Below are 13,208 nucleotides of genomic sequence, written 5' to 3'. Positions count from 1 at the left end.
AATAACCAATAACCAATAACCAATAACCAATAACCAATAACCAATAACCAATAACCAATAACCAATAACCAATAACCAATAATTCATGACTACTGACTTCTGCTATGATGAAAGTAGTTAACGAAACTTTACATAATAGCCGTGACTGCACAACAATTAGTATCTGCAACCAGCTTTGAAAAATTAATTTGGACTTGGAAAGGTCACAAAATCCAATATACCGTCCAAGGAACCGGCCGCCCTCTGATCTTGATTCACGGATTTGGGGCTTCGATCGGACATTGGCGGCAAAATATCCCCGTACTCGCAGCCGGCGGCTATCGCGTATTTGCTTTGGACTTGCTGGGATTCGGTGCTTCCGCCAAACCAGCCCTAGATTACACTCTGGAATTGTGGGAAGAATTGCTGACTGATTTCTGGGCGGATCTGGTACTAGAACCGGCGGTATTTGTCGGGAATTCGATCGGCGCTTTGCTGAGTTTGATGGTAGTCGCCAACCATCCAGAAATATCAGCAGGCGGTGTCTTAATCAACTGTGCTGGCGGGCTCAACCATCGGCCCGACGAACTAAATTTCCCGCTGCGAGTAGTGATGGGGACTTTTACTAAATTAGTTCGATCGCCCCTGATCGGCCCCTTTGTCTTCAACAACATCCGCCAAAAACACCGTATCCGCAACACCCTGCGCCAAGTCTACGGGAACCGCGAAGCCATCACTGACGAACTCGTAGAACTCCTCCACGCCCCCTCCTGCGAGCCCGGAGCTCAACAAGTGTTTGCCTCGATTCTCACAGCCCCTCCAGGCCCTCAACCGTCAGAATTGCTGCCCAAAGTCGATCGTCCGTTATTGGTACTTTGGGGCGCAGACGACCCCTGGACGCCCATCGCCGGCAGCCAGATTTATCAACAATTGGCCGCCAACGATAAACCAGTGAAATTTGTTTCAATTCCCAACACAGGCCACTGTCCCCACGACGAGCGGCCGAGTGAAGTCAACGCTCTGATTTTGGACTGGCTGCTGGAATTGAAGTAAAATTTTTCCGATCGAGCCAACCCTTGGGCGATCGAGTCAAACCCTTGCATTGCAATAGTTTGGCCTCGCTCCACCGCACCGACACCCCCGCAGCAGCCGACTCAAAAAACAATTTTTGGAAAAAGTATTGACACAATTTAGTGAGTCAGCTATATTGATGGACGTGTGAGGAGCGAACCAGAAGAAGCACCGAGACGAAACACGGCCAGTCGTCGGTGCTTTTTCTGTTGCAAGGCATTTTTAAGAGTTTTAAATTATCTCTAATTCACATCCAGAAGATCGGTAAGCCCGCCCCGCTTTCTTCCATTCTTCATTCGCGTTCTTAGCGTCTTCGCGGTTCGTTAAATAAATATTCTGATCTTGCAAAAAAAGTAATTGACTCCACTCGATCGGGAAAAATCCGAAAATGTGGATCTTTTTAGATCATCAAAATTTGATTGCATAGAAGTCAAAACTAGACAGTTATATAATAATAAATTGTCGCTGGGTCGGGGCGGGTCGCTCTAGATTTTATCCAGATGTTGGCAAACCCGCCCCTGTGGTATTGGTGCTACAAATATCAACGATCGCCCAAAACAAATTGTTCGATCGCAGCCGCCACCCCATCTTCCTCCACATCCGGCGCCACCCAATTAGCAGCAGCCTTCACGCCATCAGGAGCATTGCCCATCGCCACGCCCACACCCGCGTAGGCAATCATTTCTACATCATTAAAATTGTCGCCGATCGCCATCACATTCGCCGCCTGCAAACCCAAAAGTTCCTCCGCTAAATACTGCACCGCATCTCCCTTATTCGCCACAGGATGCGTAGCCTCAAAAAAAGTAGCAACGGATCGAGTCAAATAAAGCTCTGCAGGCGTGTAGCGCAGTCGCATACTGCTGAGCAAGCCGTCGAGTACCCCCGGATTCTCGCACAAGGCCAAAACTTTCGTCGGTTCCCCCGGAAGATCTCGCCGCAAATCTTTAATCACCATTGGTTCAATGCCCGATCTTTCGGCATAAATTCGGGTAGCTGCGGTAATTTCCGGCACGTAAAGTTGGTCGTCAATGTAGAAATGGATCGAAAGCAGCGGTCGCAAATGCGGTTCTTCAAAATAATCTAACAGTTGCAGAGCAGTTTGTTTCGACAGCGGCAAGTGCCGCAGCCGCTTTTGAGTCGCGTGATCTTGAATCCACGCGCCTTGGTAGCAAATCAGTGGCAATGTTGAGCCGATGTCGCGGTGAAAACGCAAAGCTGATCGGTACATCCTGCCCGTAGCGACGGCCACTTTCACTCCCCGCGACTCGGCAGCTAAAATTGCCTGCTTGACTGGTTCTCGGATGGTATTTGACAAACCTGCGATCGTGCCGTCTATATCCACTACCAGCAATTGAATGTCTGCGGTGCCAAAAGCGCGATCGGTCGCATTAGCTGGATTTGAGGCAGTTATATTCTGCATGATTTTTTTAGATTTTAGCTGTTGATTTGCACGCACCCGTTTATTTTGCCACTGGCGGGATAGCAAAGTGCGACTTCTGATTTTTTGAAGACTAAAATATAGATAACTAAATAAAGGAGAAAAAAAGTATCTAGGACGACTCTTTAGGGAGGGATTTAGCTAAGCTATATCATAGTAGCCAGTTTACTGCCGTAAAAACCGCACTCGACCGACGCTGTGTATTTTCACTTACTTAATAATACTTGTGACCAAAAAGAATGCAACTATAATCCCGCGCTCCAAACCATTATATTATTAATCATTCCCAATCTAAAATCTAAAATCTAAAATTGTCTAACCGCATCTTTGAAATTACCCCCAACCATCATGATTTCTATTCCGGGATACCGCATTGACGGAGAACTTTATACAAACCCTCACACAGTTATTTATCGAGGGATGCAGCTTGAGGAACAAAAACCCGTTATCCTCAAAACTCTCACGCCGCCATATCCTAGCCCAGCGCAAATATCTCAACTGCTGCACGAATCAGAAATTCTTAAAAATTTGAATTTACCGGGAATAGTCAAGCTTTACAAAATAGAAACCTACAATCACTTTCCGGTTTTAGTTTTAGAAGATTTTGGTGGGATTTCCCTAAAAGACTTTCTCAGCAACAACCAGCTAGAGTTACAACAATTTCTGCATATTGCCATCAAACTAGCAGAAACTATTGGGCAACTTCACGAACACCACATCATCCATAAGGATATTAAACCCAGCAATATTATTGTCAATATCGAGACAGGAGATGTCAAGATAGCTGATTTTGCGATCGCCTCCCTGCTACCGGGCGAAAACACCGCCCCCAGCCATCCCCATTTACTCGAAGGTACTCTCGCCTATATGTCTCCTGAACAAACGGGACGCATGAATCGGGCGATCGACTACCGTACCGATTTTTATTCTTTAGGCGTCACCTTTTATGAAATGCTTTGTGGCGAATTGCCTTTTCAGGCGATCGATCCTATGGAATTAGTACACTCCCATATTGCCAAAACGCCCGTTTCTCCTTGTGAAAACAGAAAGCAAAAAGTACAAAGCAGAAGCATCGAAGGCAGAATCAATCAAGTAAAAACCAAGGAGATTCCTCAAGTCGTTTCCGATATCGTCATAAAACTCTTAGCAAAAACCGCCGAAGACAGATATCAAAGTGCTTTTGGACTTTTGTACGACTTGGAAAATTGTCTCGATCAACTGCAAACTACAGGCGAAATTTCCCACATAACCCTCGGCGAGCAAGATCAGTCAAGTCACCTGCAAATTTCCCAAAAATTTTACGGGCGAGAAGCAGAAGTTAATATGCTTCTCAGTATCTTCCAGCGGATGAGGCGAGGCAATACAGAAATTGTGCTGATTGCTGGTTCTGCAGGTGTGGGCAAATCGTCGTTAGTATATGAAGTTTACAAGCCGATTCGGCCGGAAAACGGGTATTTTATTGACAGCAAATTTGAGCAATTTAAGCGCGATATTCCCTACGCTTTTTTGCTCCAAGCTTTTCAAGATTTGTTGCGACAAATTTTCACCGAAAATACCGCAGAAATCCATGTTTGGAAAGAAAAAATTTTAAAAGCACTCGGCGGTAACTGCCAAGTAATTATTGAAGCTATTCCCGAATTAGAACTAATTGTTGGGCCGCAGCCCCCCGTCCCAGATTTAGGAGCAAATGAATCTCAAAATCGCTTTAATTTAGTATTTCAAAACTTCATCCGCGTCTTTGCTCAAAAAGAACACCCCCTAGTAATTTTTCTGGACGACTTGCAGTGGGTCGATTCAGCATCTCTCAAGTTAATAGAACTGCTAGCAACTGACCTGGGAACTCAATATTTATTAATAATTGGAGCTTATAGAGAGCAAGAAGTAGATGCAAATCATCCCCTAACGCTGACCGCCGAAGCAATTAAAAAAGCAGGCGGGACTGTGAGGGCGATCGCCCTTTCGCCTTTAGATATAAGTAGCGTCAACCAATTTGTTGCCGATACTTTGAACTGCGGCCCAGAAAAATCCCTAAGTTTAGCAGAATTGCTTTGGCAAAAAACCGCTGGAAATCCCTTCTTTTTAACTCAATTAATAAAATTTATTTACTCAAAAGGTTTAATTCAATTTAAACTTTCATCCTCTGAGAATTTGGTCGAGTTAGCTGAACCTAAACTGTCGGGATTAGCGCAACCAATCTCAGAGCGAATTGTGAAAAAATGCCAAATTATCGGCGAGTGGCAGTGGGATATCGAACAAATACAAGAAATGGGAATAACTGACAATGTTGTAGAATTAATGATAGATAACATTCAGAAGCTTTCAGAGAATACCCAAGAACTGCTTAAATTAGCCGCTTGTATCGGGAACAAATTTGATTTAAAAATTCTCTCGACAATCGCCGATAAACCTCTGGCGTCCGCAGCAACAGACCTCGGGGAGGCACTTCAGTCCGGTCTGATTTTGCTCGTGAATAACGCCTACAAAATTTCGATAGCACTAGCAGCAAGCACAGAAGTAACAGACACAATATCTAGAGACTTTACAGATAAATTTTCCCTACCAGTGGCTGATATTCCTAGCGCCACTTACAATTTTTTGCATGAGCGAGTGCAGCAAGCAGCTTATGCTTTAATATCCGATTATGAAAAACAAAAAATCCATCTCAAAATAGGCAACTTTTTCCTGCATAATTCACCGCCAGAGCAATTAGAAGAGCATATTTTTGATACCGTAAACCAACTAAATTTAGCGAAAGAAATTATCAGCAGCCAATTAGAACAATTTCAATTATGCCAATTAAATTTAATTGCTGGCCGCAAAGCAAAAGCAAGTGCAGCTTACGAACTTGCCCTCAAATATTTAACTGCAGGTATTGAACTGCTTCCTCCCCAAAGTTGGCAAACTGACTACGACTTAACTCTGGCACTCTACGAGTCAGCAGCAGAAGCTGCTTACCTGAATACCGACTTTGAACCAATGGAAAAATGGGCGATAATTGTCCTGCAACACGCAACAAATGAACTAGACAAAATCAAAGTGTTTGAAATCAGAATCATAGCTTGTGCGATGCAAACCAAACTCCAAGAATCGGTAAAAATTGGTCGGGAAGCACTAAAAATGTTAGGAATCCAATTTCCCGAATCGCCGATTCCCCTCCACATTCAGCAAGCAATGGCTAAAACTGCAGCTTATTTAACAGAAAAAAAAATAGAAGATTTAATTGACTTGCCAATTATGACAAATCCGCACAAATTAGCAACTATGCGCGTGCTTTCCAGTATGTTGTCAGCTACATTTATAGTTGAACCTGTGCTTCTGCCACTGATTGTGTGCGAGCAAGTTAATTTATCTATTAATTACGGAAACTCTACTTTTTCTGCCTTCGGTTATGCTAATTACGGAGCAATTTTAAAAGGAATAGTTAGAGATATTGAATCGGGCGATCGCTTTGGTCAATTAGCTTTAAATTTGAGCGATAGATTAAATGCGTTAGAATTCAAAAGCAAAACGCTTAATTTAGTAGCATTTATTTTGATGAACGGCAAGCATCACGTTAAAGACTCATTGCCACTATTAGAGGAGGCTTATCAAAGCGCGCTAGAAAATGGGGATTTAGAATCTGTCGGATATTCAGCCGTAAATATTTGTCAGTCTTTGTATTTCATCGGTCAAGAATTGCCACAACTGGAACGGAGAATGGTAACTTACAACCATTTGCTGTTTCAACTCAAGCAAGACACTGTATTGACTTGGAATCAAATATATCGGCAAACTATTTTGCAATTGATGGGAAAATTGGAAAGCCCACACCTGGTATTAGGTGAAGTATACAGCGAAGAAAAATTGCTGTCGCTGCTGTTGGAAGCTAACGATCGGGTGGGACTACAGCACTTTTATTTGCAAAAATTAATACTAGCCTATTTATTTGGAGATACCGCTACAGCGCTAGAAAATTCAGCGCAAGCCGAAGTATATTTAGACGGAGTTGCAGGCTTTATTAATGTTTCTGAATACCAGTTTTACGATTCTCTAGCCCGCCTAGCTGCCTATCCATCGGCAACAGAAGAGGAACAAGAAGAGCATATTTTTTACGCTGTGAGTAACCGAAAAAAACTGCAACAAAAAGCGCTTTCTGCGCCGATGAATCTTCAGCCCAAATGCGACTTACTTACGGCAGAAAAAGCGCGTGTTTTGGGCAATGTTGAGAGAGCAATGGAATATTACGATCGCGCAATTGACGGAGCCGAAGAAAACGGATACATACAAGTACAAGCACTAGCAGCAGAATTGGCAGGAGCATTTTATCTATCCATAGGACGAGAAAAAAATGCTAAAACTTACTTGACAGAAGCGCGTTATTGCTATCAGCGCTGGGGAGCAACAGCCAAAGCAGCGCATTTAGAATCGAAATACTCGCACTTGCTAACTTCCGGCTCGATTTCAACTAATATTGAAACTCACCAATCTACCAGCAGCACTTCCACTACGAACGATAGTGCAGGCGTGCTAGACTTGACCACAGCAGTTAAAGCCTCGCAAACCTTAGCCGGCGAAATAGTTCTAGACAAACTGCTGGCAAAAATGATGAAAATTGTTATTGAAAATGCCGGGGGGCAACGAGGGTTTTTAATACTAGAAAAAGAGGGTCAATGGGTGATTGAAGCATCAAGATCTGTAGATGTCGATCGCGTTGCTGTCATGCAATCAATTCCGATAGATTTTGTAGCCGACGATCAACAAGTAACTTTGCTGGCAGTTGCCGTTGTGAATTACGTCGCCCGCACCCAGGAAAGTATAGTTTTAAACGATGCCACCCGCGAAGGACAATTTACTCGCACACCCTATATAAGGGCGGTTCAACCTAAATCAATTCTTTGCACTCCGTTAATTAATCAAGGTCAACTCACTGGGATTCTATATTTAGAAAACAATCTGACCACAGGCGCTTTTACCCAAGACAGGTTAGAAATATTAAAACTGCTGTCTTCTCAAATTTCTATCTCCATCGAAAATGCCCAACTTTACGCCAACTTGCACCAATTCAATCTGAATCTCGAAAATTTAGTACAGCAGCGTACCTCCGAACTTTCCCAAACTTTAGAAGACTTAAAATCCGCTCAAAATAAACTGGTAGAATCGGAAAAAATGGCTGCCCTCGGAGGGTTGGTTGCAGGTGTTGCCCACGAAATCAATACTCCCATCGGCATCGGCATCACCGCCGCCTCCCTGCTTGCTGAAAAAGCCACAAAGTTTTTTGAGGTTTACAGTAACGGCCAAATAAAACGTTCCGAGTTAGAAAAGTTTCTGGATACCGCCGTGCAAAGCAGTAATATGATTTTATCTAACCTCACGCGGGCAGCCGACTTGATTCACAGTTTTAAAGAAGTAGCTGTGGATCAGTCAAGCGAGTTAAAACGCACGTTTAATGTTAAAAACTATCTAGAGGAAATTTTGACATCCTTAAGTGCCAAACTCAAAAGAACTAAGCACAAAATAGAGATTAAGTGTGATGAAAATATTGTAGTGGACAGTTATCCCGGCGTAGTGTGTCAAATTGTGACAAATCTGGTGTTGAATTCGCTAATTCACGCCTACGATGTAGAAGACGAAGGAGTTCTGGCTTTTGATTTCAAACTAGAGGGCGATCGGCTAATATTTGAATATGCCGATAACGGCAAAGGAATTGACCCAGAAAATCTCAGTAAAATTTTTGAACCGTTTTTTACCACCAAAAGAGGTCAGGGAGGCACGGGATTGGGACTGCACATTATTTATAACCTTGTTACTCAAAAACTAAAAGGCACAATTAGCTGCACAAGTCAAGTAAATAAAGGCACAAGATTTATGATTGAATTTCCCGCTAAAATGAGCAGTTAGTTATTAGACCGCCAACATGGATATAAGTTTTATATAGGAGAACGATATATGTCAGAAGCTAGTAAAAACCTGTTGGCTGCAGGCGATGACGAATTAATCGCGGCGGGCGACGATGAATTAATATTTGCCGAGGAAGACGAGGCGGAACAACAACCGCTAGAAGAAAGTTGGAAAATATTAATTGTAGATGATGAAATAGAAATTCATAATATTACTAAACTAGCGTTAAACGATTTTAAGTTTGAAGGTAAAAGTATAACATTTATCAGCGCGTACTCAGGAAAAGAAGCCAAAGAAATAATCCAAAATAACTACGACATAGCATTAATTTTACTCGATGTAGTTATGGAAACAGAAGAAGCAGGCTTGGAAGTAGTTAAATACATTCGCGATATTTTAAATAATCAAATTGTGCGAATTATTTTACGCACTGGACAGCCCGGACAAGTACCAGAAGATGTAGTAATTGTCAGCTACGATATCAATGATTACAAAACAAAAACAGAACTTACTAATAAAAAATTATTTACCACAGTAGTCACCGCACTGAGAGCATTTAGATCACTCAATCAAATCGAGTCCAGCAAAAGCGAACTAGAAAAAATAGCTGCTGCTTCAGCCCGTTTTGTACCCCGTGAATTTTTGAAATTTCTCAAAAGAGAAAGCATCGTTGATGCCAGACTAGGAGACTCTGTACAAGCAGAAATGACGATTATGTTTGCCGACATTCGCTCATTTACAAGTCTGTCAGAAAGTATGTCTCCCCGAGAAAATTTTGAATTTCTTAACTCTTACTTAAGTCGAGTTGGCCCAGTTATCCGCGAGTATAACGGTTTTATAGATAAATACATTGGTGACGGGATTATGGCTTTGTTTCCTAACAGGGCTGAAGATGCTGTGCAAGCAGCAATTGAGATGCAGCATCAAGTGAAAATTTATAATAGACACAGGCAAAACAGTGGCTATCAACCTATTTCGATAGGGATTGGTTTGCATACGGGGACTTTAATGTTAGGTACGATTGGCGAAGCGGAACGAATGGAAAGTACGGTGATTTCTGATGCCGTTAATTTAGCTTCCCGCGTGGAAGGATTGACAAAGCTTTATGGAGTTGCTATTGTAGCTAGTGTCCAAACCCTTTGCCGAATAGACGATCCTCAACATTACAAGTGCCGGTTTCTCGATCGCGTTCAAGTCAAAGGAAAACAAACACCTGTTGCTGTATTTGAAATTTACGATGGCGACTCGCCGACAATGATCGAACTAAAAGCACAAACTCAAACTTATTTTGAACAGGGAATTTTTTTTCACTACCAGCAGCAATTCGCGCAAGCAAGGCAAATGTTTTTGCGCGTTTTGCAAATCAACAAATATGATAAGGCAGCATCTTTTTATGCAGAACGCTGCGATATGTTGATGAAGAATGCAGTCATTATGACTCTGGAAGGGATAGAGATATAGGGAATAGGGCATGGGGCATGGGGCATGGGGCATGGGGCATGGGGCCAAAAAGAATTAGGGAATGGGCATCAGCTAAGATACTGAACAGTGAACAGTGAACAGTGAACAGTGAACAGTGAACAGTGAACAGTGAACAAATAACTTAATTTATGCGCTTCACATCCCTTGATGTTTTTCGCGGAATTGCGATCGCCTCGATGATTCTAGTCAACAACCCCGGCAGTTGGAAACAGGTGTATCCACCGCTAGAGCACGCAGAATGGCACGGCTGCACCCCGACAGATTTAGTATTTCCGTTTTTCTTGTTCATCGTTGGCTGCGCGATGTCTTTCTCGCTGCCTAAATATCTTCAAAATTATCCAAAAACCGGAATAGAAACCTCAAAAATTACACAAACAAAGGAAAAATCAGAATCCGCCAAAAACCCTCTTCCTTCTTCCTTCTTCCTTCTTCCTTCTTCAAATATTTACTGGCGAATTGCGCGCAGGGCCGCGATTCTATTTCTATTAGGATTGCTGCTAAATACATCTTCGATCGCCCTTGACGTACTTCTCAACAGCGCCCCAGTGGAAAACTTCGGTAAAATCCGCATCATGGGAGTATTGCAGCGCATCGGCTTAGCTTATTTCATCAGTGCGATCGCTATTCTCAACCTTCCGCCCCGCAATCAAAAACTGCTCGCTGTGGCCGTGCTTTTGGGCTATTGGGGCGCACTAACCGTATTTGCTGTAGGGGGGTACACTGCAGGCGAACTCACGCCAGAAGGGAATCTAGGAGGATATGTCGATCGGCTAATTCTCGGTAGCCAACACCTGTACAAAGGCGGCCCCTTCGATCCAGAAGGATTGTTGAGCACTTTACCCGCAGTTGTCACAGTCCTCACAGGCTACTTTACCGGAGAATGGCTGCGAGTACAGCAAATCAAAACCCGCACCAGTATCAACTTAGCAATCTGCGGTCTCAGTTGCGTGGTAATCGGCCACTTGTGGGGATTTTTATTTCCGATAAACAAACAACTTTGGACAAGTTCTTATGTAGTTTTTACTGCTGGTTGGGCTTTACTATTGCTAGCATTTTGCTACGAAACAATTGAAGTGCAGGATTGGAAATGGGGGAAACCGTTTGAAATCATGGGATTGAATGCAATTTTTCTGTTTGTTGCTTCCGGTATTGTCGCCAGAATCCTGTTGAAAACTCATATCGGTACTGGTGAAAATGCTCCAACAACTTACAGTTGGATTTATGAAAACTGGTTTGTGCCGTGGGCGGGGCCGCTGAATGGTTCTCTAGCATTTGCGGTGACTGCGGTATTATTTTGGTGGTTAATTTTGTATGGAATGTACCGCCGTCGTTGGGCGATTAAAATTTGAGTAGTTTCGTCTGTAGTGGATATACCTCTTCTAATGATATGAGAAAAGGGATATCTTCCGATCGGGACGCCTGTTTAGGTTACAATTTAAGGCAGGAGGATTTTTTATGCCGACTACAGCTCAAGAAATCTATATTCAAGTTGTCCACACTTTGTCACCAACGGAACGGTTACGCTTGGCAACTCTGATCCTCAACGAGTTATCACAGCATAATGTCGCTGTCGTCGAACAAAGTGATACCTGGAGTGAGGAAGATTGTTTCGATGTAACAACCTTTTCTTTGCAATACGCAGCTACACTTTTCCCGGAGAGTGAGGAGATGGATTAGTGAAATTCAATCCTGGTGATGTAGTAACAGCAGATTTTCCTGGTGTCACAGGTGTTAAACGTCGCCCTGTTGTGGTTTTGTCCTCGACTACTTATCATAGAAACCGCCCTGATTTCATAGTTGGGTTAATCACTACCCAGACAACAAATCTTGGCTCTACTGACTATACTCTGCAAGATTGGGCATCCGTAGGTTTGAGAATTGTATCTGTTTTCCGCAGTTTCATTCTTACTTTACCGCCTTCTGCCAACCTGATTTTGATAGGGCATTTATCCGAACGTGATTGGAGTGCTGTTCGCGCCTGTGTAAAACTAACTTTAGTAGAATTGGACGATCGCCCACCGTCATCAGATTCATGACTCCCAAAAATTTTTATATGACATCCACACTACCTATCATTCATAGCGACCCCGATATTTTAGGGGGAAATCCAGTCTTAATCGCCACTCGCGTCCCGATCGAGACTCTACTTGATTATCTCGAAGCTGGTGATTCGGTCGATGAATTTTTAGACCATTTTCCTAGTGTCAGCGGCGATCGAGCGATTTCAGTTCTGGCAATGATACGATCGCCACATAACAACGTTTATTGATGTCCGCTTCCTCAACATCGATCGCCTGCAGGATCGGATTTCCGATCGCACCCCCGCCACAACTTCCACAAATTAACGCCCCAACCCCGCCCAGTTCAAGGATTTCGCCGATTTCTCGATCGCCCGCCACCGATCGCTAACTATAACTGAGCCCTAATCGCTAAAATTAAAAAAAGATACGTAATAGGCAGGCAGGCGTCAATGATCCCAACAGTTATAGAACAATCCGGTCGCGGCGAACGCGCCTTTGACATTTACTCGCGACTCCTGCGCGATCGCATCGTCTTCTTGGGCCAACAGGTTGACTCAGATTTGGCTAACCTGATTGTTGCCCAATTGCTATTTTTAGACGCCGAAGACCCGGAGAAAGATATTTACCTCTATATCAACTCCCCAGGGGGTTCGGTAACAGCAGGTATGGGCATTTTTGACACGATGAACCACATCCGCCCCGACATTTGCACTATTTGTCTCGGTTTGGCAGCCAGCATGGGCGCTTTTCTGTTGAGTGCCGGCGCTAAAGGCAAGCGGATGAGTTTGCCTCACTCCCGGATTATGATCCATCAACCTCTAGGCGGAGCTCAAGGACAAGCAACCGATATTGAAATTCAGGCCAAAGAGATTTTGTACCACAAACGTCGCCTGAACGAACATCTTGCCAACCATACCGGTCAGCCGCTTTCCCGCATTGAAGAAGATACCGAACGGGATTTCTTCATGTCCGCTGAAGAAGCAAAGGACTACGGATTAGTCGATCAAGTGATCGATCGCCGTCCTTCCGCCAGCCGCCCGATCGCCGCTGTCGTCTAAATAAAAAGTTAAAAATCAAAAATGAGGAAATATTCTTCATTTTTGATTTTTAATTTTTAACGGTCATATCAAATCCGTTAGCATCGGAATAGTAAATTCAAGTCCACTGTTGACAGTCAAGAGTCAACAGTCAACATCATTCCGGTGTAACCGGAAATGATATCATATAGCAGTTTTCAGTGGAGTGAATTACAGATGCTGGGGCCCATGATACGGCATCATAGTTAAATCCTTACTGTTTTTCATACAATTGAAAACTGCTATATGTAGCTATTTTTT

At 43.4% G+C, this 13,208-nt stretch carries 10 protein-coding genes; 9 read left to right on the top strand and 1 reads right to left on the bottom strand.

The window, feature by feature from the left end; genetic code table 11:
• Positions 1 to 141 precede the first annotated feature (141 nt).
• On the top strand, positions 142 to 1,032 hold the full coding sequence (locus tag QT979_RS10535) for an alpha/beta fold hydrolase (RefSeq protein ID WP_333309700.1): 891 nt from the start codon (positions 142 to 144) through the stop codon (positions 1,030 to 1,032).
• A gap of 559 nt (positions 1,033 to 1,591) precedes the next feature.
• On the opposite strand, the gene QT979_RS10530 is transcribed toward QT979_RS10535, so the two are convergent.
• Positions 1,592 to 2,473, bottom strand: a complete 882-nt coding sequence (locus tag QT979_RS10530; protein WP_333295337.1) for a Cof-type HAD-IIB family hydrolase — start codon at positions 2,471 to 2,473, stop codon at positions 1,592 to 1,594.
• 366 nt (positions 2,474 to 2,839) lie between these two features.
• On the opposite strand from QT979_RS10530, the gene QT979_RS10525 reads away from it, so the two are divergent.
• From QT979_RS10525 to clpP, 8 genes are all read left to right on the top strand, one after another.
• Positions 2,840 to 8,368, top strand: a complete 5,529-nt coding sequence (locus QT979_RS10525) for an ATP-binding sensor histidine kinase (RefSeq protein ID WP_333309697.1) — start codon at positions 2,840 to 2,842, stop codon at positions 8,366 to 8,368.
• Positions 8,369 to 8,416: 48 nt separating this feature from the next.
• Positions 8,417 to 9,829 (top strand): adenylate/guanylate cyclase domain-containing protein, encoded by a 1,413-nt coding sequence (locus QT979_RS10520; protein ID WP_333209818.1) that lies wholly within the window; start codon positions 8,417 to 8,419, stop codon positions 9,827 to 9,829.
• 149 nt (positions 9,830 to 9,978) lie between these two features.
• On the top strand, positions 9,979 to 11,199 hold the full coding sequence (locus tag QT979_RS10515; RefSeq protein WP_333209816.1) for a heparan-alpha-glucosaminide N-acetyltransferase domain-containing protein: 1,221 nt from the start codon (positions 9,979 to 9,981) through the stop codon (positions 11,197 to 11,199).
• Between the two features lie 106 nt (positions 11,200 to 11,305).
• Positions 11,306 to 11,527, top strand: coding sequence for a hypothetical protein (locus QT979_RS10510; RefSeq protein ID WP_190741010.1), 222 nt, complete (start codon positions 11,306 to 11,308; stop codon positions 11,525 to 11,527).
• Positions 11,527 to 11,886, top strand: coding sequence for a type II toxin-antitoxin system PemK/MazF family toxin (locus tag QT979_RS10505; protein ID WP_333209812.1), 360 nt, complete (start codon positions 11,527 to 11,529; stop codon positions 11,884 to 11,886). Before QT979_RS10510 ends, QT979_RS10505 begins: the two co-directional genes overlap by 1 nt.
• Before the next feature lie 17 nt (positions 11,887 to 11,903).
• Entirely contained in the window at positions 11,904 to 12,119 is a 216-nt protein-coding gene (locus QT979_RS10500; RefSeq protein ID WP_333209810.1) for a DUF433 domain-containing protein, read from the top strand.
• Positions 12,119 to 12,259, top strand: a complete 141-nt coding sequence (locus QT979_RS10495) for a hypothetical protein (RefSeq protein ID WP_333309693.1) — start codon at positions 12,119 to 12,121, stop codon at positions 12,257 to 12,259. Before QT979_RS10500 ends, QT979_RS10495 begins: the two co-directional genes overlap by 1 nt.
• A 61-nt stretch (positions 12,260 to 12,320) precedes the next feature.
• Complete coding sequence (gene clpP / locus QT979_RS10490; protein ID WP_006635758.1) at positions 12,321 to 12,929, top strand: ATP-dependent Clp endopeptidase proteolytic subunit ClpP; 609 nt, start codon at positions 12,321 to 12,323, stop codon at positions 12,927 to 12,929.
• The last annotated feature ends 279 nt before the right edge of the window (positions 12,930 to 13,208 follow it).

It is taken from the genome of Microcoleus sp. w2-18bC1, assembly GCF_036700365.1.
Classification (GTDB): domain Bacteria; phylum Cyanobacteriota; class Cyanobacteriia; order Cyanobacteriales; family Microcoleaceae; genus Microcoleus.
This window is presented reverse-complemented; position numbering and strand designations above follow the sequence as displayed.